General features: G+C 66.9%; 20 protein-coding genes and 1 tRNA gene. All 21 read left to right on the top strand.

Going from position 1 to position 22833, the window contains the following annotated elements; translation table 11 throughout:
* Nucleotides 1-68 precede the first annotated feature (68 nt).
* The 21 genes from B4E96_RS08480 (at nucleotide 69) to B4E96_RS08580 (ending at nucleotide 22821) form a co-directional block, all read left to right on the top strand.
* Nucleotides 69-1424: a hemolysin family protein gene (locus B4E96_RS08480; protein ID WP_286957166.1), complete on the top strand. Its 1356-nt coding sequence runs from the start codon at nucleotides 69-71 to the stop codon at nucleotides 1422-1424.
* Entirely contained in the window at nucleotides 1421-2482 is a 1062-nt protein-coding gene (locus B4E96_RS08485) for a hemolysin family protein (protein WP_259835253.1), read from the top strand. The genes B4E96_RS08480 and B4E96_RS08485 overlap by 4 nt, the downstream gene beginning before the upstream one ends.
* A 414-nt stretch (nucleotides 2483-2896) precedes the next feature.
* Nucleotides 2897-3823, top strand: a complete 927-nt coding sequence (locus tag B4E96_RS08490) for a M15 family metallopeptidase (protein ID WP_286957168.1) — start codon at nucleotides 2897-2899, stop codon at nucleotides 3821-3823.
* A gap of 114 nt (nucleotides 3824-3937) precedes the next feature.
* Nucleotides 3938-4010 (top strand) — tRNA-Arg (locus B4E96_RS08495).
* A gap of 154 nt (nucleotides 4011-4164) precedes the next feature.
* Nucleotides 4165-5862: an arginine--tRNA ligase gene (gene argS / locus B4E96_RS08500; protein WP_286957171.1), complete on the top strand. Its 1698-nt coding sequence runs from the start codon at nucleotides 4165-4167 to the stop codon at nucleotides 5860-5862.
* A complete protein-coding gene (gene lysA, locus B4E96_RS08505; RefSeq protein ID WP_259856172.1) occupies nucleotides 5862-7358 on the top strand; it encodes a diaminopimelate decarboxylase in 1497 nt (498 codons plus the stop codon). Before argS ends, lysA begins: the two co-directional genes overlap by 1 nt.
* The gene (locus B4E96_RS08510) at nucleotides 7355-8665 is read left to right on the top strand and encodes a homoserine dehydrogenase (protein ID WP_170273947.1); all 1311 of its coding nucleotides are present in this window, start codon (nucleotides 7355-7357) and stop codon (nucleotides 8663-8665) included. The genes lysA and B4E96_RS08510 overlap by 4 nt, the downstream gene beginning before the upstream one ends.
* Nucleotides 8666-8707: 42 nt before the next feature.
* Complete coding sequence (gene thrC, locus B4E96_RS08515) at nucleotides 8708-9796, top strand: threonine synthase (protein ID WP_286957172.1); 1089 nt, start codon at nucleotides 8708-8710, stop codon at nucleotides 9794-9796.
* Nucleotides 9796-10764, top strand: coding sequence for a homoserine kinase (gene thrB / locus B4E96_RS08520; RefSeq protein ID WP_170273949.1), 969 nt, complete (start codon nucleotides 9796-9798; stop codon nucleotides 10762-10764). The genes thrC and thrB overlap by 1 nt, the downstream gene beginning before the upstream one ends.
* A gap of 270 nt (nucleotides 10765-11034) precedes the next feature.
* The gene (gene rho / locus B4E96_RS08525; protein ID WP_259845784.1) at nucleotides 11035-12942 is read left to right on the top strand and encodes a transcription termination factor Rho; all 1908 of its coding nucleotides are present in this window, start codon (nucleotides 11035-11037) and stop codon (nucleotides 12940-12942) included.
* 17 nt (nucleotides 12943-12959) lie between these two features.
* Complete coding sequence (gene prfA / locus B4E96_RS08530) at nucleotides 12960-14057, top strand: peptide chain release factor 1 (RefSeq protein WP_414632686.1); 1098 nt, start codon at nucleotides 12960-12962, stop codon at nucleotides 14055-14057.
* Nucleotides 14058-14059: 2 nt separating this feature from the next.
* A complete protein-coding gene (prmC, locus tag B4E96_RS08535) occupies nucleotides 14060-15004 on the top strand; it encodes a peptide chain release factor N(5)-glutamine methyltransferase (protein WP_286957173.1) in 945 nt (314 codons plus the stop codon).
* Nucleotides 15005-15721, top strand: coding sequence for an L-threonylcarbamoyladenylate synthase (locus tag B4E96_RS08540; RefSeq protein ID WP_286957175.1), 717 nt, complete (start codon nucleotides 15005-15007; stop codon nucleotides 15719-15721).
* A 6-nt stretch (nucleotides 15722-15727) separates the two neighbouring features.
* Complete coding sequence (locus B4E96_RS08545; RefSeq protein WP_165883134.1) at nucleotides 15728-16837, top strand: MraY family glycosyltransferase; 1110 nt, start codon at nucleotides 15728-15730, stop codon at nucleotides 16835-16837.
* Nucleotides 16834-17292 (top strand): hypothetical protein, encoded by a 459-nt coding sequence (locus B4E96_RS08550; protein ID WP_286957176.1) that lies wholly within the window; start codon nucleotides 16834-16836, stop codon nucleotides 17290-17292. The genes B4E96_RS08545 and B4E96_RS08550 overlap by 4 nt, the downstream gene beginning before the upstream one ends.
* 312 nt (nucleotides 17293-17604) lie before the next feature.
* Nucleotides 17605-18390, top strand: coding sequence for a F0F1 ATP synthase subunit A (gene atpB, locus B4E96_RS08555; protein WP_349680649.1), 786 nt, complete (start codon nucleotides 17605-17607; stop codon nucleotides 18388-18390).
* Nucleotides 18391-18473: 83 nt separating this feature from the next.
* Complete coding sequence (gene atpE / locus B4E96_RS08560) at nucleotides 18474-18695, top strand: F0F1 ATP synthase subunit C (protein WP_102159700.1); 222 nt, start codon at nucleotides 18474-18476, stop codon at nucleotides 18693-18695.
* 17 nt (nucleotides 18696-18712) lie between these two features.
* Nucleotides 18713-19267 carry a F0F1 ATP synthase subunit B gene (locus tag B4E96_RS08565; RefSeq protein ID WP_286957177.1) on the top strand — a complete coding sequence of 185 codons (555 nt, stop codon included), beginning with the start codon at nucleotides 18713-18715 and terminating at the stop codon, nucleotides 19265-19267.
* Nucleotides 19267-20082, top strand: a complete 816-nt coding sequence (locus B4E96_RS08570) for a F0F1 ATP synthase subunit delta (RefSeq protein WP_286957178.1) — start codon at nucleotides 19267-19269, stop codon at nucleotides 20080-20082. Before B4E96_RS08565 ends, B4E96_RS08570 begins: the two co-directional genes overlap by 1 nt.
* 99 nt (nucleotides 20083-20181) lie before the next feature.
* Nucleotides 20182-21816, top strand: a complete 1635-nt coding sequence (atpA, locus tag B4E96_RS08575) for a F0F1 ATP synthase subunit alpha (RefSeq protein ID WP_286957180.1) — start codon at nucleotides 20182-20184, stop codon at nucleotides 21814-21816.
* 42 nt (nucleotides 21817-21858) lie between these two features.
* A complete protein-coding gene (locus B4E96_RS08580) occupies nucleotides 21859-22821 on the top strand; it encodes a F0F1 ATP synthase subunit gamma (RefSeq protein ID WP_286957181.1) in 963 nt (320 codons plus the stop codon).
* Nucleotides 22822-22833 lie beyond the last annotated feature (12 nt).

Raw genomic sequence — 22833 nt, forward strand, 5'->3', positions numbered from 1 at the left:
CTGATGCGAAGCTCTCCCCGGCGTGTACGCGCCGCTCACGGTCACCTGGCGGCAGGGGACAGCCGCTGATGGAATGGCTTCTCCTCGCCCTCGCCCTGCTGCTCATCCTCGGCACCGGCGTGTTCGTCGCAGCCGAGTTCTCTCTCCTCACCCTTGACAAGCACACCGTCGATGAGGCCGTCGCACGCGGCGAACCGGGATCGAAATACCTGCGCAAGGGTGTCACACATCTCTCCACACAGCTCTCCGCAGCACAGGTCGGCATCACGATCACGACCCTGCTGACCGGCTATCTCATGGAGCCCTCTCTCGGTGCGCTGCTGCGCGGGCCCCTGCGTGCCCTCGGGCTGCCCGAAGGCGCCTCCGGCAGTATGTCCCTGACGATCGCGCTGCTCATATCGACCCTGCTGTCGATGGTCGTCGGTGAGCTCGTGCCGAAGAACATGGCGATCTCCTCGCCGCTCAAGACCGGCAAGATCTTCGTCCCGCTGCAGTACTTCTTCTCCGTCGCCTTTCGCCCGATCATCGCCGTCCTCAACGGCACGGCGAACAAGGCGCTGCTGGCGATGGGCATCGAACCGCAGGAGGAGGGTTCAGCCGGCCGCTCGGCCGATGAGCTCACGGCACTCGTGCGCCACTCGGCCCAGGAGGGCACGATGAACGAGCAGACCGCCGATCTGCTCACCCGCACGCTCAGCTTCTCCCAACGCACCGCCGAAGACGTCATGACCCCGCGCACACGGATGGTCACCGTCAAACGTGAGACGACTGCTGCTGAGATCGTCGAACTTGCCCGCTCGACCGGATTCTCCCGGTTCCCCGTCACCGGCGAGTCCCGCGACGAGATCGAAGGCGTCGTGCACATCAAGCAGGCCGTGGCCGTACCGCTGGCCAACCGCGCCGATGCCTACGCCGCAGGCCTTATGACCGAGGTCGCCGAGTTCCCCGAGACCCTTGCCCTCGACCCGCTGCTCATGGAGCTGCGCTCGCGCGGCACCCAGATGGCCGTCGTCGTCGACGAATACGGCGGCACCGCCGGTGTCGTGACCTTGGAAGACGTCGTCGAGGAGCTCGTCGGCGAGGTCGTCGACGAACACGACCGGCTCTCGGTGACCGTCCGGCCGGCCCGAGACGGTTCGTGGATCATCCCCGGACGGCTGCGCCCCGATGAGGTCGCCGGCTTCATCGGCGTCGAGATCCCCGAAGACCCCGACTACGAAACGGTGGCAGGCTTCGTGCTCATGGAGCTCGGTCGGATCCCCGAAGTCGGCGACACCGTCCGCATCGAAGACGCCACCCTGACTGTCGAGCGCCTGCACGGCCGGCGCATCGAACGCCTGCGGCTGCGCCCGGACTACTCCACCGTCGAGTGGGATGAGAGCTCCTGGCCGGTCGGAGACTCGAGCGCAGGAGGTCAGCCATGAGCGATTGGCTGGGTCTCGTGTGGCTCGTCGTCCTGCTGCTGGGCAACGCCTTCTTCGTGGCCGCGGAGTTCGGCATCGTCTCGGCCAAGCGCTCGCAGATCGAGCCGAAGGCCGAAGAGGGATCGAAGGCAGCGAAGACGACGCTGTTCGCCATGGAGCACGTCTCGCTCATGCTGGCGATCTGCCAGCTGGGCATCACTGTGTGCTCACTGCTGCTGGGCAATGTCGCAGAACCGGCGATTCACCACCTGCTCGTTGGCCCGATGAGCTTCCTCGGCGTGCCCGAGGCGCTGTCTGGGCTGATCGCCTTCATCATCGCGCTGTCGGTGGTGACGTACCTGCACGTCGTCGTCGGCGAGATGATCCCGAAGAACATCGCGCTCGCCGTCTCCCAGCAGGCGGCCATGCTGCTCGCCCCGCCGCTGGTGGTGCTGGCCCGCATCTTCGGCTTCGTCATCCGCCCGATGAACGCTTTCGCCAACCGGATCCTCAAGCTCATGGGGGTCGAACCGCGCGACGACGTCAACGCCGCCTACACGATCGAGGAAGTGCAGTCGATTGTCGCCGAGTCCCAGCGCGAGGGACTGCTGAGCGATGACACCGGGCTGCTCAAGGGCGCCCTGGAGTTCTCCGACAAGACCATCGGGGACGTCATGGTGCCGATGGACCGTGTCGTCACCGTGGCTGAGGATGTCACACCTGCGCATATCGAGCAGCTGGTCGCCCGCACCGGCTTTTCGCGCTACATCATCCTCGACAGCGACGGGGAGCCCGGCGGCTACATCCACGTCAAGGATGTGCTCTACGCCGACACGGAGGACGACTATGCCTCCGAGATCCCTGATAAGCGCTTCCGTTCGCTGGTGACGCTGCGCGCTGCCGACGAGATCGAGGACTCCCTCGATTCGATGCAGCAGGCAGGACACCACGTCGGCCGGGTGCTCGACGAGAACCATCGCACCGTCGGCATCCTGTTCCTCGAAGACGTCATCGAGGAACTCGTCGGCGAGGTGCACGATGTCATGCAGCGTGCTCCGCGGGTGCGCAGGGTCGACTGATTCTGCGGCGCCTGCACCGGAATCGAGTGAAATAGCAGAAGTGAAACAACAGTGGAGTCGCCAGTCGCCGACGTATGGCCCGGGCGTGACTGAGACGAGGGACAACACAACAGTTCTGTTACATATCGACACGCGTGGCGATGCGCCGACGAAAGAATTTTCGGCGTATGTGCGCCTGATATGAGACCGTGTACGCGCATGCGCGCTGTAATCGGGTGAATCGCCCGCACGGGTGATGCGCGGGTGGCGAGCGACATGACAACTCGTAACATTGTCGTTATAGTGCTGTGACGTGTGGTCGGTCGCCGTGACAACACGGCTGCGGCACAGAGGTGTGACAGCACCACGACAGATTCTGCAGTAGAGACAGTTGGGAGATGAGTAGTGGCACAGGAGCCGACACCATCGGTCGCCATGACTCGCCGCGAACGCCGGGAGCAGGAGAACGCGAACCGCACACGACGTGCATCCTTCCGCATCCCAGGCACCCACCCGAACCGCGCCACCAGCACCGCTGACAGCGCTCTGACCCTGCCTGCCTCCCGCACGCGCAAGGTCGGAGCCGGTGCCGTGGCCTACCGCGGATCCGATGGCTCGCTCGTGCGCTCCTACAAGCGCCGCCGCCTGGCAACTGTCTCGGCCATGGCCTCGGTCTCCGTCGCCGGCAGCGCCATCGCCGCGATGCTGCTCATCGGCAACACCTCCACGCAGGACCAGGTCGCCGCCGGCAGCACCCTCGACGCCGCAGCGACCAACGTCGTCGGAGCCGAATCGGTCCAGACGAACGTCACCTCCGCCGGCAACGAGTCCGGCACCCAGAACTACGCCGGCGGCGTGCCGAGCGCCAAGAAGGATCGCGACGCCGAGGCCGCCTCGCGCTCCGTCACCCGCACCGTGCTGCCCGGCTGCTCCGGTGAAGCACCCTCCGGTGACTACAGCAACGGCCAGGTTCCCGATGACTACCTGTGCGACGTCGGCATCGGCAAGCACAAGCTGCGCGCAGACGCCGCTGTCGCCTTCGCTGAGATGAACGCCGCGTTCAAGGCCGAGACCGGCAAGGACATGGCCATCACCGACTCCTACCGCACGCTCGAGTCCCAGGTCTCGGTCGCCGGCCGCAAGCCCGGCCTGGCCGCCCGCCCCGGCACCTCGATGCACGGCTGGGGTGTGGCCCTCGACTTCGGCGGCGGTGCCGCCAGCGCCTCGGGCGAGCAGTACAACTGGCTCGTCAAGCACGGCAAGGAGTACGGCTGGGAGAACCCCGCCTGGGCGAAGACCTCGAAGTACGAGCCGTGGCACTGGGAGTACGTCCCGGCCCGCGACAAGATCAAGGGCCAGTGACGCACTGAGCCACCGCCGCGTCGCTGCCCGACAGCGCCGCGGCATCGTGGCTCGGCTCACCAGTCACCGGTGCGCGTGACAGCGCACATGAGTGCTAGTATTGTCGAGTTGCCAGCCCGCGTAGCTCAGCGGATAGAGCGTCTGCCTCCGGAGCAGAAGGTCGTAGGTTCGAATCCTGTCGCGGGCGCGACATCAGGCCCGTCACCTGGAAATCCAGGTGGCGGGCCTGCTTCGTCCCCGCTGCCTGTCAGCTGCTGGCAGGACATGTCGCCCCGCTCACACCGATACCGAATAGCGGGCCTCAAGTCGCTTAGCCACGGGCAAGGTAATACGCTAAGCACGTGACTCCCGAACAGCTCAAAGAAGCCATCCGCTCTGCCATCGGCCAGCTGAACATGCAGCACGGCTACGCCATCGAAGCACCCGCCCGACTCGTCGTCGAGCGACCGAAGAACCGCGCCCACGGCGACTGGTCTTCCAACGTGGCACTGCAGACGGCGAAGAAGGCCGGGCTCAACCCACGGGATCTGGCCACCGAGATCGCCGAGGTGCTGGCGGCCGATGAGGGCATCGACACCGCCGAGGTGGCCGGCCCGGGATTCATCAACATCCCCTTGGCAGCCGGTGCCGCCGGTGCGCTGGCTGCTGACATCGTCACCGCCGGTGACGACTACGGCCGCACCAAGACGCTTGCCGGTCACATCATCAATATGGAGTTCGTCTCCGCCAACCCGACCGGCCCTCTGCACCTCGGCCACACCCGCTGGGCAGCCCTTGGCGATGCGATCGCCCGCGTGCTCGCCGCTGCTGGCGCGAACGTCACCGCCGAGTACTACATCAACGACGCCGGCGCCCAGATGGACGTCTTCGCCGACTCCGTCGTCGCCCGCATGCTCGGCCGCAACGTGCCTGCTGGAGGCTACCCCGGCGGCTACGTCACCGAGATCGCCGAGACCATCGCCGCCCAGGACCCGGAGCTCACCGCCGAGGTCAAGGCCACCGCACAGGTGCCCGAATCCGACCCTGAGGAACCGGCACCGGCCGTCATCCCCGATGACGTGCGCGCCCGCCTGCGCGCCCGCGCCTACGAACTGCAGATGGCCGACATCCGCGACACACTCGCCGACTTCGACGTCAGCTTCGACGTGTGGTTCTCCGAAGCCAGCCTGCACAACTCCAACGCCGTGACCGAGGCGGTCAACCGGCTGCGCGAACAGGGCCACGTCTACGACGAGGGCGGGGCGGTCTGGCTGCGCACCACCGAGTTCGGCGACGACAAGGACCGCGTGCTCATCCGCGCTGACGGCAACCCCACCTACTTCGCCGCCGACGCCGCGTACTATCTGGATAAGAAGGACCGCGGCTTCATCGAAAAGATCTACCTCCTCGGCGCCGACCACCACGGCTACGTCGGCCGGCTCAAGGCGATCGCAGCAGCTGCCGGCGATGACCCCGAGAAGAACATCGAGGTGCTCATCGGCCAGCTCATCAAGGTCAACGGCGCCAAGCTGTCCAAGCGCGCCGGCAACATCATCGAGCTGCGCGACATCATCAACTGGCTCGGCCGCGATGCCGTGCGCTACTCACTGGCCCGCCAGCCGGCCGACTCGCCGCTGACCCTGGACCCCGAGGTGCTGCGCAGCGCCAGCAACGACAACCCGGTCTACTACGTCCAGTACGCCCACGCCCGCTCGCAGTCGGTCGCCCGCAACGCCGAGGCCGCCGGCATCACCACCGAGGCCTTCGACGCCTCAACACTGGCGCATGCCACCGAGGCAGCACTGTTGGCCGCCCTGGCCGACTTCCCGCGTGTCGTCGCCCAGGCCGCTGAGCTGCGCGAACCCCACCGGGTGGCCCGCTACCTCGAAAGCCTCGCCGGCACCTTCCACAAGTGGTACGACAGCTGCCGTGTCACCCCGCGCGCCGGTGAGGACATCGAACCGGTTCACTCCTCGCGCCTGGTCCTCGACCTCGCGACCGCGACCGTGCTGCGCAACGGCCTGCGCCTGCTCGGCGTCAGCGCCCCGGAGCGGATGTAATGCCAGCCCATATCGCCGGCATCCTGCATGCCACCCCACCACCGGTGTGGCTGCCGTACCCCAATGACGTCAATGCGCTCATGCCCTCGCTGTGGTCGCGCAGCGTTGACAAGACCCCAGGCGGCGAGCTCACCATCGCCGGTCACCGCGTCACTGAGCTCGCCGAGACGTACGGCTCACCGCTGTACGTCCTCGACGTCGCCGACCTCAAGCACCGGGCCGCTGACTTCGTCACCGCCTTCTCCGAGGCGTTCGCCGCGATCGGCACCGAGGCGAAGGCCTACTACGCCGGCAAGTCCTTCCTGTGCACCGCTGTCGCCGACTGGGTCGCAGGCGAAGGAATGGGCATCGACACCTGCACCCTCGGCGAGCTCATGGTTGCCCACCGCGCCGGCGTCGACCCGCGCACCGTCGGGCTGCACGGCAACAACAAATCCGATGAGGAGATCGCCTTCGCCCTCGACTGGGGGATCGGCCGCATCGTGCTCGACTCCTTCGACGAGATCCCGCGGGTCGCCGCTGCCGCCCGCGCCCGAGGTGTCCGCGCCCCGGTCATGCTGCGCGTCACCGTCGGCGTCGAAGCCCACACCCATGACTTCATCGCCACCGCACACGAGGACCAGAAGTTCGGCCTGTCCCTGCACAGCGGTGACGCCTTCGACGCCGCGCAGCGGATCGCTGCCAGCGAGGACCTCGACTTCATCGGCCTGCACAGCCACATCGGCTCGCAGATCTTCGAATCCTCCGGCTTCGACATCGCCGCCACCCGGATCATCGAGCTGCGCGCCCGCATCCTCGACGAACTCGGCATCGACCTGCCCGAGGTCGACCTCGGCGGCGGCTTCGGCATCCGCTACACCTCCCAGGACACCCCGCTGACCTTCACCGAGATGGCCAGACGGCTCGCCTCCGTCGTCGCCTCCGCTTGTGAGGCCACCGGCTCGACGCTGCCGGCGGTGTCCTTCGAGCCGGGCCGGGCGATCTCCGGGCCGTCGATCTTCACCCTCTACACCGTCGGCAGCACCAAGGTCGTCGAAACCGGGTCAGGGGAGCGGCTCTACGTCGCTGTCGACGGCGGCATGAGCGACAACATCCGGACCGCCCTCTACGACGCCGACTACTCCTGCACCCTGGCCAACCGCGACTCCGCCAGCGAACCGGCAGTCGTGCGCGTCGTCGGCAAGCACTGCGAAAGCGGCGACATCATCGTCCGCGACGAATACCTGCCCAATGACGTCACCCGCGGCGACCTCATCGCCGTCCCGGACACCGGCGCCTACTGCCGGTCGCTGTCATCGAACTACAACCACGTCCCGCGCCCAGGTGTGCTTGCCGTCGACGGTGAGCAGCTCGGCTGGGTCGTCCGACCCGAATCCCACGCCGACATCCTCGCCTGGGACACCGGCTTCAGCCCGTCGGCCGCTGACGCAGACGTCCAGGCACCCGAGTCTACTGACGAGCTCGCGCCCCACGAAAGAAGGAGCACCACACGATGAAACCCCTCAAGGTTGCCATGCTCGGCTGCGGTGTCGTCGGCACCGAAGTCGCCACCCGCATCCTCGGCAACGCGGCCGACCTCGAAGCCCGCATCGGCGCCCCGCTGGAGATCTCGGCTGTCGCCGTGCGCGACGCCGGCAAGGACCGCCCCGGCATCCCGTCCGAGCTGCTCACCACCGACACCGCTGCCGCCATCGAAGGAGCCGACATCGTCGTCGAGCTCATGGGCGGCCACGAACCGGCCCGCGAACTCATCCTCACAGCCCTGCGCTCCGGCGCCTCGGTCGTGACGGCGAACAAGGCGCTGCTGGCCAGCGACTACTCCGAGCTGCTCGCCGCCGCCGAAGACGCTGAAGTGCGCCTGGAGCACGAGGCCGCTGTCGCCGGTGCGATCCCGATCATCCGCCCGGTCGTCAACTCGCTGGCCGGTGACCGCATCACCCGCGTGCTCGGCATCGTCAACGGCACGACGAACTACATCCTCGACCAAATGGAGAAGGAGGGCTGGGACTTCGACCACGCCCTGGCCACCGCCCAGGAACTCGGGTACGCCGAAGCTGATCCGACTGCCGACATCGGCGGCCACGACGCAGCCGCCAAGGCCGCGATCCTAGCCTCTCTTGCCTTCCACACCCGCGTGAGCATAGACGACGTCCATGTCGAGGGCATCACCGGCGTCACCGCCGACATGGTCGAGACCGCCTCCGCGCAGGGCTTCACCATCAAGCTGCTGGCGATCTGCGAAACCATCGAAGACTCACCGGCCGGCCCAGGCGTCTCCGCCCGCGTCTACCCGGCACTGCTGCCCAAGGACCACGCGCTGGCCAGCGTCGGCGGGGCGTTCAACGCTGTCTTCGTTGAAGCCGAAGCCGCAGGCTCGCTGATGTTCTACGGCCAGGGTGCTGGCGGCGCACCGACCGCCTCGGCAGTCCTGGGCGACATCGTCTCGACCGCACGCCGCAAGGTCCTCGGCGGCACCGGCCAGGCCCGCCGTTCGATCGGCAACCGGCTGCCGGTCCTGCCGATCTCCGCGATCCGCACCCGCTACCAGATCACCTTCGACGTCTTCGACCGCCCGGGTGTTCTCGCCCAGATCTCGCAGGTCTTCGCCGAGGAGGGCACCTCGATCGAGCTCATGCAGCAGACCCAGCTCGAGCCCACCGACGACGACGCCCCGCAGCGCGCCAAGCTCGTCATCGCCACCCATGCGGGCACCGATGCCGCGCTGGCCAAAACGGTCGAGCGCGCCGTCGCCCTCGACGCCGTCAACGAGCTCAAGTCCGTCCTGCGCATCGAAGGCCACTGAGCCGGGCCCACCGGCACACCACCATCCCGTGAAGGAGACCCCATGACCGCTGCCCACCGCCACCAGTGGCAGGGCGTCATCGAGGAGTACCGCGACTTCCTCGACATCGCCGCCGAATCCCGCGCCGTCACCCTCGGCGAGGGCGGCACCCCGCTCATCCACGCCGAGAAGCTCTCCGAGCGCACCGGCGCCGAGGTGTGGGTCAAGTACGAGGGCATGAACCCGACCGGGTCGTTCAAGGACCGCGGCATGACGATGGCGATCTCGAAGGCCCTCGCCTACGGCGCCAAGGCCGTCATCTGCGCCTCGACCGGCAACACCTCGGCATCGGCGGCCGCCTATGCGACGAAGGCCGGGCTGACGTGTGCGGTGCTCGTGCCGGCCGGCAAGATCGCAGTCGGCAAGATGAGCCAGGCCGTCGCCCACGGTGCCGAGCTGCTCGAAGTCGACGGCAACTTCGATGACTGCCTGACCCTGTGCCGTAAGCTCTCAGAGGCCTACCCGGTCCACCTCGTCAACTCGGTCAACCCCGACCGTATCGAGGGCCAGAAGACCGCTTCTTTCGAGATCGTCGACGCTCTCGGCGACGCCCCGGACATCCATGTGCTGCCCGTCGGCAACGCCGGCAACATCACCGCCTACTGGAAGGGCTACCGCGAATACGCCGCCGCCGGTCTGGCGACTGCGACCCCGCGTATGTGGGGCTTCCAGGCCGCCGGCGCCGCCCCGCTCGTCAAGGGCCATCCGGTCGATGACCCGGAGACCGTCGCGACCGCCATCCGGATCGGCAACCCCGCCTCGTGGGATCAGGCGATCGCCGCGCGCGAGGAATCCGGCGGCGTCATCAAGGCCGTCACCGACGAGGAGATCCTCGCTGCCCACCGGCTGCTGTCCTCGACCGAGGGCATCTTCGTCGAACCCGGTTCCGCCGCCTCGATCGCAGGCCTCCTGCAGCAGGCTAAGGCCGGTGAGATCCCGGCCGGTGCGCGCATCGTGTGCACCGTGACCGGACACGGGCTCAAGGATCCGCAGTGGGCGCTGCACACCGCTGACGGCTCCGATCTGACTCCCACCCGGGTGCCGGTCGATGCGGTCTCGGCTGCCCGCGAGCTCGGACTCGAGGACGCGTGATGACGAGCACCGCACCGGTCGCCCCGCAGGCCGTCGCCGAGGTCGAGGTCACCGTGCCTGCCACCTCGGCCAACCTCGGGGCCGGGTATGACAGCTTCGGCATCGCGCTTGACATCCGCGACACCGTCCGCGCCCGCCTGCACGACGGGCCGGTCGATCCCAGCGACTGCGTGCGCATCACCGGTGAGGGCGCCGGGGTGGTCCCGACAGATCAGGACCACCTCATCCTGCGGGTCATGCGCGAGGTGCTCGCCGCCCGCGGTGTTGAGACCGCTGACCGGATCAGCCTGGAGTGCGACAACGTCATCGCCCACTCCCGCGGGATGGGCTCCTCGGCCGCTGCCGTCGTCGCCGGTATCGCGATCGCCGATGCGGCCAGCGCCTTCGCCGGGCTGCCGGCACCCTCACCCGAGGAGAAGCTCGCCTGGGCCACGCACTTCGAAGGCCACCCCGACAACGCCGCCCCGGCGATCTTCGGCGGGGTCACCGTTTCCTACTCCGACGGCCACGGCCAGGCCCGCTCGGTCTCCGTGCCCGTCGCCGAAGATATCTCAGCGGTGCTCATCGTCCCCGATGAGCGGCTCGACACCTCGGTGGCGCGTTCGCTGCTGCCCGAGACCGTCCCGCACGCCGATGCCGCAGCCAACGCCGCGATCGCCGGCCTGTTCGTCTACGCCATCGGCCATGACCCCTCGCTGCTGTTCGACGCCACCGTCGACCGGCTGCACCAGAACTACCGCCGCCCGGCAATGACCGCCTCGCTCGAACGCGTCGATGCGCTGCGCGCCGCCGGGCTGGCCGCCGTCGTCTCCGGTGCCGGGCCGACCGTGCTCGTGCTCGGATCCGATGACGATCTCGCCGCTCAGGTGGGCGAGGTGCTCACCGGCGACTCCGCCCGCATCGTCCCGGCGGCCATCGCCGAAACCGGCGTCGAGGTCATGACGACCGACTGCCGGCTGCGCACCTGACCTGCCCGCAGACGCAGCCAGACACCCGGGACCGGGTCGAACCGCCTCGGCGACGGCGACAAGCTGGGCGGAAATTAGCGCAACGGGCGTCAACGCGCTAGGCTAGAGGCGTTCCCCAGCATTCTTCGCTTCACCGGCACCTCCATGTGATCGTGCCCCGCGACTCAGGTGGGAACGCTCTTCGTACCGCGCCGTCTCTGGCGTCCGAGGTACTTCATTTTGTGAATGCACGCAATCGTGCGTGTGGTCCGTCGCTGCAGCTCTGTGTTCATGCAGCTGCAGCCGAACGAGGGAGAAGGAACCTTCGTGTCAGAAAGCAATCTCACTGCTCTGCGTCTGCCCCAGCTTCAGGAAATGGCCGCGGGTCTCAACATCAAGGGATACCGTCGCCTGCGCAAGGGGGATCTCATCGCCGCTATCGAGAGCAGGACGTCGAGCCAGGCAGCAGCCAGCTCGGCACCCGCTGCCGCAGCTCCGGCTGCGCAGGAGCAGCCTGCGGCCCAGTCCGCACCCCAGTCAGATCAGCAGCAGGACTCTGCTGCCCAGGCGGCACAGACCCGCCAGTCCCAGCCCGAACAGCCCGCCCAGCAGCAGGCTGAGAAGCCCCGTCACGACGAGCAGGCCGATGCGCAGCAGCGCGACGACCAGCGCGGTGACGCTCAGCAGGATCAGGGCGAGTCCCGCGACTCCGAGTCGTCCCAGGACGACGAGGGCGGCTCGCGCCGTCGCGGCGGCCGCCGTGACCGCGGTGACCGTCAGAACCGCGGCGACCAGGACGGACGCGGCGATCGCAACGACCGTCAGGATCGCGGCGACCGCAACGATCGCGGACGCGGTGGCGACAAGAATTCCGACAACCGCAGCAACGACAACCGCGGTGGTCGCGACGACAACCGCAACCGCGATGACAACCGCGGCGGACGCGACGACAACAACCGTCGCGGCAACCGCGGACGCAACCGCGACCGCAAGCGCCGCGGACGCGGAGACGGCGACGATCAGGATCTGCGTCCCGATGACGTGCTCATCCCGGTCGGCGGCATCCTCGATGTCCACGACAACTACGCCTTCCTGCGCACCTCCGGTTACCTGCCCGGTCAGAACGACGTCTACGTCTCCGCTGGCATGGTCAAGAAGAACGGTCTGCGCAAGGGTGACGCCGTCGTCGGTGCGATCAAGCAGCCGCGCGAGGGCGATCAGCGCTCCAAGCGCCGCGAGAAGTTCGATGCGCTCGTCCGCCTCGACTCCGTCAACGGCCTGAGCATCGAAGACGCCAAGCGCCGCGTCGACTTCTCCAAGCTCACCCCGCTGTACCCGCAGGACCGCCTGCGCCTGGAGACGACCTCGAAGCTCATCTCCACTCGCGTCATCGACCTCGTCTCGCCGATCGGCAAGGGACAGCGCGGCCTCATCGTCGCCCCGCCCAAGGCCGGCAAGACGACAGTCATGCAGCAGATCGCCAACGCCATCGCCGAGAACAACCCCGAGGTCCACCTCATGGTCGTCCTCGTCGACGAGCGCCCTGAGGAAGTCACCGACATGCAGCGCGCGGTCAAGGGCGAGGTCATCGCCTCGACATTCGACCGCCCGGCCGACGACCACACGACGATCGCCGAACTGGCCATCGAACGCGCCAAGCGCCTCGTCGAGATGGGCCAGGACGTCGTCGTGCTGCTGGACAACATCACCCGCCTCGGCCGTGCCTACAACCTCGCACAGCCGGCCTCAGGCCGGATCCTCTCCGGTGGTGTCGACGCCAATGCGCTCTACCCGCCGAAGAAGTTCTTCGGTGCCGCCCGCAACATCGAAGGCGGCGGCTCGCTCACCATCCTCGCCACCGCTCTCGTCGAGACCGGCTCGAAGATGGACGAAGTGATCTTCGAAGAGTTCAAGGGCACCGGCAACATGGAGCTGCGCCTGAGCCGCCACCTGGCAGACAAGCGCATCTTCCCGGCTGTCGACGTCAACTCCTCGGGCACCCGCCGCGAAGAGAACCTCATGAGCCCCGAAGAGCGCAAGGTCATGTGGAAGCTGCGCCGCGTCCTCTCCGGCCTCGAACAGCAGCAGGCGCTCGAGCTGCTCATCTCGAAGATGAAGGAGACCGGCTCGAACGCCGAGTTCCTCTTCCAGGTGCAGAAGACCACGCCGCTGCCGAAGTCGGCGGCTGACGACAACTGACCGGCTGGCCCACCTGCATGAGTGAGACCGCCGACACGGCAGCCGATATCGACTCGCTGCGCCAGATGGTGCACATGCTCCGTGATGAGCATGCGCGCATCGAGCAGGAGCTGGCCGATCCCGAGGTGCACGCCAACCCGGGCACAGCCCGCCGGCTGACCCGCCGATACGCCGAGCTCGAGAAGGTCGTGTCCTGCTGGGGCGATCTCATCGCCGCCCAGGAGGACCTGGAGGCCTGCCGCGAACTCGCCGACGACGATCCCGGCTTCGCCCAGGAGATCCCCGCGCTCGAAGAGCAGCGCGCGGAGCTCCTGGGCGTGCTGCGGGATCTGCTCGTGCCCCGCGACCCGGACGACGACCGTGATGCGCTCGTCGAGATCAAAGCAGGGGAGGGCGGCGAGGAGTCCGCGCTGTTTGCCTCCGATCTGCTGCGGATGTACCAGCGGTGGGCCGATAGGCGCGGCTGGTCGACCGAGGTCATCGACACCACACCCTCAGACCTCGGCGGCTGCAAAGACGTCACCCTGGCCGTCAAGGCCAAGGACGAAGGCGCCTTCGGGTGGCTGAAGTTCGAAGGCGGTGTCCACCGCGTCCAGCGCGTGCCGGTGACCGAATCGCAGGGCCGCATCCACACCTCGGCCGCCGGAGTCATCGTCTTCCCCGACGTCGACGAACCCGACGAGGTCCAGATCAACGACGCCGATCTGCGCATCGACGTCTACCGCTCATCCGGACCCGGCGGCCAGTCGGTCAACACAACCGACTCGGCTGTGCGCATCACGCACGTGCCCACCGGCATCGTCGCCAGCTGCCAGAACGAGAAGTCCCAGCTGCAGAACAAGGCCGCCGCCCTGCGCATCCTGCGCGCCCGGCTGCTGGCCGCCCAGGCCGCCGAAGCCGCCGCAGAGGCCGACGACCGGCGCCGCTCACAGGTGCGCACCGTCGACCGCTCCGAGCGGATCCGCACCTACAACTTCCCCGAGAACCGGATCGCCGACCACCGCACCGGCTACAAGGCCCACAACCTCGACCAGGTGCTCGCCGGCGACCTCGATGCCGTCGTCGAATCCTGCCGCGCACTCGACCGCGCCCAGCGGCTTGAGGAGGCGCAGTAAGCGTGAATCCGGCCGCCGACACGGCTGGTGCGCAGCCGGCTGATGCGCTCATCGCCGCCGCCCGCGCCCGGCTGGCTGACGCCGGCATCGACACCCCCGGCACCGACGCCCGCCTGCTGCTGGCCCACGTTCTCGGGATCACCCATAAGGAGCTGTCACTGAAGCTGCTGCGCGGCTTTGAGGTGCCCGCTGACCAGGTGACCGACTTCGAGGACTGCCTGGCCCGCCGGGCCGCTCGCGAACCCCTCCAGCACATCACCGGCTCCACCGGCTTCCGCCATCTCGCCCTCCGCCTCGGGCCCGGCGTCTTCATCCCGCGCCCTGAGAGCGAACTCCTCATCGACCCAGCCATCGCCCATGCCGCGGCCCTGCGCTCCGGCGACGAACACACCGGCAACGGGCGGGCGCACGTCATCCGGATCCTCGACATGTGCACCGGCACTGGGGCACTGGCTCTGGCCGCAGCCACCGAGATCCCCGGAAGCGAGGTCCACGCCGTCGAGCTCTCCGCCGAAGCCTGCCGGTGGGCCGAGCGCAATATCGCCGCCACCGCCGAGGCGGTCGCTGCCGCCGGCTCGACCGTCACCCTCCATTCAGGTGACGTCACCGACGTCGTGCCTGGGCTCGGGCCCTTCGACATCGTCGTGACGAACCCGCCGTACGTGCCCGAGACCAACCAGCCCGACATCCCCGAAGTCACCGGCTACGACCCGGCCATCGCCCTCTACGGCGGGGGAGCAGACGGGATGGAGACACCGGCACAGATCATCGCGCTGGCTGCTGAGGCGCTGCGCTCCGGCGGGCTGCTCGTCATCGAACACGATGAGACGCAGGCCACGGCGATCCAGCAGGCCTGTGCTGCCGCTGGTCTGTCCGGTGCCGCCACGCACACCGACTACACTGGCAGAGACCGTTTCACCACCGCCGAACGCCTGGAAGGGCCGTGAATGTCGCGCACGTTCAGCATCGACAACGATGAGATGAGAGATCTGGTCTTCAGCGAATGCGCCCGGGTCCTCGAATCCGATGGGACCATCGTCATGCCGACCGACACCGTCTACGGCATCGCCGCCGACGCCTTCTCCGCCACCGGCGTCGAGAAGCTGCTCGCAGCCAAGGGCCGTGGCCGCGACATGCCGCCGCCGGTGCTCGTCGGCCAGCGCGAAGTGCTCATGGCGCTTGCCGAGGTGCCGAACACCTCCGTCTTCGAACTCACCAAGCGCTTCTGGCCAGGACCGCTGACGATCATCTGCGGCGCCCAGGCGATGCTCGACTGGGACCTCGGCGACACCCACGGCACTGTCGCTGTGCGGATGCCCGATCACGAGGCGGCCCTCGAACTGCTGCGCAAGACCGGACCGCTCGCGGTCTCCTCTGCCAACACCCACGGCTCACCGGCGGCCGGCAACGCCGCCGAGGCTGAGGAGATGCTCGGCGAGAGCGTCGACATCTACATCGACGGGGGAGAGGTGCCCGGGATCGGCGCCTCGACGATCGTCGACCTCACGCGCACCCCGCCGCGCATCCTGCGCGAGGGCCCGATCTCCGCAGCCGAGCTGCGCGAAGTGCTGCCCGATCTGGTGGACATCGCCGACCCGGCAGCCGAGGAACCGGAGACCACCGCCTCGGGCACGGAAGCAGCTGACGAAACCACGCAGGAGTAATCCCGCGTGCGCGCCTACCTCTTCATCCTCCTCGTCGCAGCGATCGTCTCGTACCTCGTCACTCCGATGGTGCGGCGCATCGCCGAACGCGGACTCATCTTCGCCCCGCTGCGCGCCCGCGACGTCCACTCCGTGCCCACCCCGCGCTTAGGCGGGGTGGCGATCTACGCCGGCCTGCTCGTCGGACTGCTGTTCGCCTCCCAGACCCCGTTCCTCGAGGAGCTGTTCGTCCAGCCCGGGGCGATCATCGGCATCGTCGGGGCGGCGACGATCCTGTGCGCCCTCGGCGTCGTCGACGACATCTGGGACCTCAACTGGATCACCAAGCTCGCCGGGCAGACCCTGGCGGCCGGATTCATGGCCTTCAACGGTGTGACGCTGCTGTCGATCCCCTTCAACTCCGTCATCATCGGCTCCCCGCGGATGTCGATCATCCTCACCGTGCTCGTCGTGCTCATCACCATCAACGCCGTCAACTTCGTCGATGGTCTCGACGGGCTGGCCGCCGGGATCGTGACGATCGGCGGCATCGCATTCTTCGTCTACTCCTACAGCCTTGCTGTCGACACGAGCTCCGACAGCTACGCCAACCTCGCCTCGCTCATCATCTCGCTGCTCGTCGGGGCCTGCCTGGGATTCCTGCCCCACAACTTCAATCCGGCCAGGATCTTCATGGGCGACTCAGGCTCGATGCTCATCGGGCTGCTGCTGGCCGCTTCGACGATCCGGGTGACCGGCCAGGTCGACCCAGCGCTGCTGTCGGATCAGCGCGTCCTCGCCACCTATCTGCCGATCATCCTGCCGGTGGCCGTGATGTTCCTGCCGCTGCTCGACCTCGGGCTGGCAGTCCTGCGGCGGATGTCTGCTGGCAAGTCGCCGTTCTCCGCTGATGCCAAGCATCTGCACCACCGTATGCTCCGGCTCGGGCATTCGCATGCCCGCGCCGTGCTCATCCTGTATCTGTGGACGGCGATCTTCGCTTTCGGCTCGGTGTCGTTCCTCATCGCCACCCCAGCCGTCAACGTGCCCATCATCCTCGGCAGCGTGGCGATCACGCTGTTCCTGACGTTCTACCCGCTGTATGCGCGCCTGCGCGCGAAGGAGGCCATCCGATGACCGACCCGAAGCCCGCCCCGCACGAGCGCCGCGAGACCGAGGTCGACCGGCAGTGGAAGAGCATCTGGCGTGCGCTGCTCATCCGCGGTGCGATCCTCGTTGTCACCGTCACCATCCTCGGCGGGCTGCTCGGCATGCTCTTCGCCGGCCAGCAGGGCCTCAACGGAGCGCTCGTCGGCGGGGGACTGGCCGCGATCTTCCTGCTCATCTCGCTGGTCATCATGTACATCGGCCGCAGCTGGAACCTCACCGTCATCGCCGGTGCGCTCGGCGTGGGCTTCCTGTTCAAGGCCTTCATCTTCATGATCGTCATCTGGCGGATCAAGGACGCCGCCTGGCTCGACGGGACGACGGCGTTCTTCACCATCGTCGCAGCTGTGCTCGGCACCTCGCTCATCGATGCGATCACCGTCACACGTGCGCGTGTGCCGACTGTTGATCCCGAAGCGCGCTGAAATGCCTCCGGACTCACCGATCGCAGCGTGAAACCGCGCAATTCCAGGGCTGTGACCAGGCATGTTGCCGCGGTGGAAAGCCCGAGATCATGCGGATCGGAGCAGGTGCAGGGATCGCCCAGCAATTTGTGAGTTTATTACTGCGATTGGTAGAGTACTCAAGGACCAGGTGCCAGTTCACCGGTCTCCATGATGTGACAATGCCGCTCCACACTCGTGTGCCGGAGCGACTGGTCGGCCTGGTTCTTACCCGCCCGGGCCCGAAATTGGGAGAGTAACCGAAACGTGTCTATCTTCACCGCGGCGAATTCTGTGATTCTGGCAGCAGGGGACGGCGGGTTCCACCCGCCCACGATGCAGGAGTTCTTCCCGCCGGCGATCTTCTTCGAAGGCACGCCATTCGAGTTCAACCGCGTGATGCTCGTGCGGGTCATCGCCGCTGCAGCGCTGTGCATCCTCATGATCGTCGCCGCCAAGCGCGCCAAGCTCGTTCCCTCCCGCGGCCAGTCGATGGCCGAACTCTCCCTTGACTTCGTGCGCAGCAGCATCGCCGAGCAGACCATGGGCAAGGAGCGCGGCCGCAGGTTCCTGCCGCTCATCGCCACCATCTTCTTCATGGTCCTTGCAATGAACCTCACCGGCCTCATCCCGTTCCTCAACCTGGCCGGCACCTCGGTGGTGGGCGTGCCGCTGCTGCTGGCCGTCGTCGTGTACTTCACGTACCACATCGAGGGCATCCGCTCACTCGGTGTCGGAGGCTACCTCAAGAATGCGCTCGTGCTGCCGAACGTCCCGCCGGTCATGCACGTTCTGCTCGTCCCGATCGAATTCCTCACCAAGTTCGTCATCCAGCCGTTCACGCTCACCCTGCGTCTGCTGGCCAACATGCTCGTCGGCCACCTGCTGCTCGTGCTGTGCTTCTCGGCGACCTGGTTCTTCTTCTTCGACGCAGCCCTGGGATTCAAGTTCTTCGGATTCCTCACCCTCTTCGGCGGATTCTTCATGACCGCCCTCAAGCTGCTGGTCTCCGTCCTGCAGGCCTACATCTTCGCGCTGCTGGCAGCGGTCTACATCGACCAGGCCGCTTCCAAGCACTGATCTTTACTGACCTGATTGCAAGACTTGTAACGAAAATCCGTTACGCGTACCGCCCGGTACACAACCGAAAGGAAACATCCAAAGTGGATATTCTCGCTGAAGTCAACGGCTCCATCGCCACTGTCGGCTACGGCCTCGCCGCGATCGGCCCGGGCATCGGCCTTGGCATCGTCATCGGCAAGACCATCGAGGGAACCGCACGTCAGCCTGAGCTCGCCAACGCTCTGCGCGGCAACATGTTCCTCGGCATCGCCCTGATCGAGGCTCTGGCTCTCATCGGCATCGCCACGCCCTTCTTCCTTTGATATCGAGGACTGACTCAATGACTCCGATGATTCTTGCGGCCGAGGGGACACCGAACCCCCTCTTCCCCGCTACCTATGACATCGTCTGGAGTGCGGTGATCTTCCTCATCATCCTCGTGGTGTTCTGGAAGTTTGTTCTGCCGACGTTCAACCGGGTCCTCGACGAACGAGCTGAGAAGATTCAGGGAGGCATCGAAAAGGCCGAACGCGTTCAGGCTGAAGCCGATGCCGCACTCGCTGAATACCAGAAGCAGCTCGCCGACGGCCGTGCCGAGGCAGCGCGCATGCGCTCGGAGGCACAGGAAGACGGCGCTCAGATCATCGCCGAGATGAAGCAGCAGGCCAATGCAGAGGCCGAGCGCATCATCTCCCAGGCAAAAGCACAGATCGAAGCCGAGAAGCAGGCGGCCATGGTCGAACTGCGCGGAGACGTCGGCGGCCTGGCCACCGACCTCGCCTCACGCATCGTCGGTGAGAGCCTCACCGACGACGCCCGTTCGGCCCAGGTGGTCGACCGCTTCATCGCAGATCTCGAAGCAAGCACCCCGGCCCAGTCGGTTAAGGAGTCGTGATGCTGCAGTCGAGCAGGAACTCGCTCAACGATGTGCTGGACGCAGTCGACTCCCGGCTCCAGGGTGCCGCCGGCGCGGCCGCAACCGGACTCGGTGACGGGCTGCTGTCGATCGTCTCCGCAATGGCCGACAGCGCTCAGCTGCGCCGCCTCATGGCAGACGGCGCCATTGCCGAGGAGCGGAAACGCGGTGTGCTTGACACGCTGTTCTCCGGCCGGGTCGACGCAGCCGCACTCGACATCGCCAAGCGCGCCGCCACACTGCACTGGGCTCGCCCTCAGGACAGCGTGACCGCACTGGAGGATGCCGGCGTCACTGCGATCGCGGCACAGGCACAGGCTGAGGGACGCCTCGGCGAGGTCGAGGAGGAGCTGTTCCGCTTCACCCGCCTCATCGAGTCCGATCACGAGCTGGGTTGGGCCTTCGAGTCCGCAGCACCGGCCGAGACGAAGCGCGCACTCGCAGCCAACCTGCTCGACGGCAAGGCCGCGACTGAGACCGTCAAGCTGGCAGCACAGGCTGCTGCACACCCGCGCGGCGCCCGCGTCTCCGAGACGCTCGACCGCTACTCGGAAGTGCTGGCCCGCCGTCAGGCGCGCTCCGTCGCCGAGGTGACGGTCGCCAAGCCGATGAGCGATGAGCAGCAGGAGCGCCTGGCTGCAGCGCTGTCGGCCCACTACGGCCGCGAGCTGGTCCTCAACGTGCATGTGGACCCCGACGTCGTCGGTGGTGTGCGTGTGCAGGTCGGCGACGAAGTGATGAATTCGACGATCTCGAACCGTCTGTCCGACCTTCGCCGTCGCCTGGCAAGCTGATCAACCGCCCGCGCCAAGGGCTACATACACACGTTCAGACAGCGGTCTGCAGAGAAACCGGGTCGCTGCGAGAGAGATTTAAGGAAGCAGGGAAACCAGATGGCGGAACTGACAATTCGTCCGGATGAGATCCGGGACGCCTTGGGGAAGTTCGTTGAGTCGTACAACCCCGAAGGCGGAGACAAGACTGAGGTCGGAAAGGTCGTCACCGCAGGCGACGGCATCGCCAGCGTGTCCGGACTCCCCGGCACCATGGCCAACGAGCTGCTGCGCTTCGAAGACGGCACCCTCGGCCTCGCACAGAACCTCGACGAGCGCGAGATCGGCGTCGTCATCCTCGGTGAGTTCGCCAGCATCGCCGAAGAGCAGCCTGTGTACCGGACCGGCGAGGTCCTCTCGATCCCGGTCGGCGACGGCTTCCTCGGCCGTGTCGTCGACCCGCTCGGCCAGCCGATCGACGGCCTCGGCGACATCGAGTCCGACACCCGCCGGGAGCTCGAGCTCCAGGCTGCCGGCGTCATGGCTCGCCAGGAGGTCCGCGAGCCGCTGCAGACCGGTCTGAAGGCCATCGACGCGATGATCCCGATCGGTCGCGGTCAGCGCCAGCTCATCATCGGTGACCGTAAGACCGGTAAGACCGCTCTTGCGCTCGACACCATCATCAACCAGAAGGCCAACTGGGAGTCCGGCGACCCGAAGAAGCAGGTCCGCTGCATCTACGTCGCCTGTGGTCAGAAGGGCTCGACGATCGCCTCGGTGCGTCGTTCGCTCGAAGAGGCCGGCGCGATGGAGTACACGACCATCGTCGCTTCGCCCGCCTCGGACCCGGCTGGCTTCAAGTACCTCGCTCCGTACTCCGGTTCGGCCATCGGTCAGCACTGGATGTACGAGGGCAAGCACGTCCTCATCGTCTTCGACGACCTGTCGAAGCAGGCTGAGGCCTACCGTGCGATCTCGCTGCTGCTGCGCCGTCCGCCGGGCCGTGAGGCATACCCGGGTGACGTCTTCTACCTCCATTCCCGCCTGCTGGAGCGCTGCGCGAAGCTCTCCGATGAGCTCGGCGGCGGTTCGATGACCGGTCTGCCGATCATCGAGACGAAGGCCAACGACGTCGGCGCGTTCATCCCAACCAACGTCATCTCGATCACCGACGGCCAGATCTTCCTGCAGTCGGACCTGTTCAACTCGAACCAGCGTCCGGCCGTCGACGTCGGCGTGTCCGTCTCCCGTGTGGGTGGCGCCGCCCAGACGAAGGCACTCAAGGGTGTCTCCGGCACCCTGAAGATCTCGCTGGCCCAATACCGCTCGCTCGAGGCCTTCGCGATGTTCGCCTCGGACCTCGACGCCGCCACCAAGCGCCAGCTTGCCCGTGGTGCCCGTCTGATGGAGCTGCTCAAGCAGGGCCAGTTCGATCCGATGCCGTTCGAGAAGCAGACTGTGTCCGTGTGGGCCGGCTCCGAGGGCTACCTCGACGATGTCCCGGTTGACGATGTGCTGCGCTTCGAGAAGGAGTTCCACGACTACCTCGAGCGCAAGACCGGTGTCCTCGATGCGATCCGCGAGACGCAGAAGCTCGAAGACGACACTAAGGATGAGCTCACCACTGCCATCAAGGACTTCTCTGACGGCTTCCAGACCTCCGAAGACAGCGGCGTGCATGTCGGCTCCGAAGAGTTCGACTCCGCTGATGACGACGAGGTCCAGCAGGAGCAGATCGTCAAGCAGAAGCGCTGAGCGCGCTTTGCCCATGACGATCGCTAGCGAAAGGAAGTACTGATGGGAGCCCAGCAGAGGGTCTTCAAAGCGAAGATCAACTCCACCAAGTCCTTGAGGAAGATCTTCAAGGCCATGGAGCTCATCGCGGCATCCCGGATTCAGAAGGCCATCGGCCGGGTGAGGGCTGCCAGCCCGTACGCGAACGCACTCACGCGTGCGGTCTCGGCAGTCGCCACCCAGTCCAACGTCGATCACACCCTGACGACTGAGCCGGATGAGATCCGGCGCGCAGCCGTCGTGGTGATCGGCCCGGACCGCGGGTTCGCCGGTGCGTACTCGGCCAACGTCATCCGCGAGGCCGAAGAGCTCATCCGGCTGCTGACCGAGAACGGCAAGGACGTCCACCTCTACTCGGTGGGCCGCAAGGCCGAGACGTACTACACGTTCCGCGACCGCGACCTGAAGAAGTCCTGGACCGGATTCTCCGAGTCCCCGCAGGCCGAACACGCCCGCGAGATCGGCGAGGTCCTGCTCGAGGACTTCGGCACCGCCTTCGAAGAAGACGGCGTCGACGAGATCTTCCTCGTCTACACCCGCTTCAAGTCCAGCGTGACCCAGGAGCCGGAGTACCGGCGCCTGATCCCGCTGGAGGTCGTCGAAGCCGACGATGCTGTCGAGACCGAGCAGGTTTCGCAGTCCGGCGGCCTGCCCGACCGGGACAAGGCCAAAGCCCATGACGAGGTCTTCCCGCTGTACGAGTTCGAGCCCGGCCCGGCAGAGGTGCTCGACGCACTGCTGCCGCGCTACATCGACTCGCGCATCCTCGCGGCACTGCTCAACGCCGCTGCCTCCGAGCAGGCGGCACGTCAGCAGGCCATGAAGACCGCGACCGACAACGCGGACGAACTCATCAAGACCTACACCCGGCTGGCCAACACGGCTCGCCAGGCCGAGATCACCCAGGAAATCTCTGAGATCGTCGGCGGTGCGGATTCCCTCGCGGCATCCGGCGCCGACGACTGATCGGCCACAGAA

It is taken from the genome of Brevibacterium sp. UBA7493, from assembly GCF_002479565.1.
In the GTDB taxonomy this organism is placed as follows: Bacteria; Actinomycetota; Actinomycetes; order Actinomycetales; family Brevibacteriaceae; genus Brevibacterium; species Brevibacterium luteolum.

Bases quoted from the DNA above. Each gene is read 5' to 3' on its own strand.
- B4E96_RS08480 (WP_286957166.1), top strand. From the start codon at position 69: ATGGAATGGCTTCTCCTCGCCCTCGCCCTGCTGCTCATCCTCGGCACC.
- B4E96_RS08485 (WP_259835253.1), top strand. From the start codon at position 1,421: ATGAGCGATTGGCTGGGTCTCGTGTGGCTCGTCGTCCTGCTGCTGGGC.
- B4E96_RS08490 (WP_286957168.1), top strand. From the start codon at position 2,897: ATGACTCGCCGCGAACGCCGGGAGCAGGAGAACGCGAACCGCACACGA.
- lysA (WP_259856172.1), top strand. From the start codon at position 5,862: ATGCCAGCCCATATCGCCGGCATCCTGCATGCCACCCCACCACCGGTG.
- B4E96_RS08510 (WP_170273947.1), top strand. From the start codon at position 7,355: ATGAAACCCCTCAAGGTTGCCATGCTCGGCTGCGGTGTCGTCGGCACC.
- thrC (WP_286957172.1), top strand. From the start codon at position 8,708: ATGACCGCTGCCCACCGCCACCAGTGGCAGGGCGTCATCGAGGAGTAC.
- thrB (WP_170273949.1), top strand. From the start codon at position 9,796: ATGACGAGCACCGCACCGGTCGCCCCGCAGGCCGTCGCCGAGGTCGAG.
- rho (WP_259845784.1), top strand. From the start codon at position 11,035: ATGCAGCTGCAGCCGAACGAGGGAGAAGGAACCTTCGTGTCAGAAAGC.
- prfA (WP_414632686.1), top strand. From the start codon at position 12,960: ATGAGTGAGACCGCCGACACGGCAGCCGATATCGACTCGCTGCGCCAG.
- B4E96_RS08540 (WP_286957175.1), top strand. From the start codon at position 15,005: ATGTCGCGCACGTTCAGCATCGACAACGATGAGATGAGAGATCTGGTC.
- B4E96_RS08550 (WP_286957176.1), top strand. From the start codon at position 16,834: ATGACCGACCCGAAGCCCGCCCCGCACGAGCGCCGCGAGACCGAGGTC.
- B4E96_RS08565 (WP_286957177.1), top strand. From the start codon at position 18,713: ATGACTCCGATGATTCTTGCGGCCGAGGGGACACCGAACCCCCTCTTC.
- B4E96_RS08570 (WP_286957178.1), top strand. From the start codon at position 19,267: ATGCTGCAGTCGAGCAGGAACTCGCTCAACGATGTGCTGGACGCAGTC.
- atpA (WP_286957180.1), top strand. From the start codon at position 20,182: ATGGCGGAACTGACAATTCGTCCGGATGAGATCCGGGACGCCTTGGGG.
- B4E96_RS08580 (WP_286957181.1), top strand. From the start codon at position 21,859: ATGGGAGCCCAGCAGAGGGTCTTCAAAGCGAAGATCAACTCCACCAAG.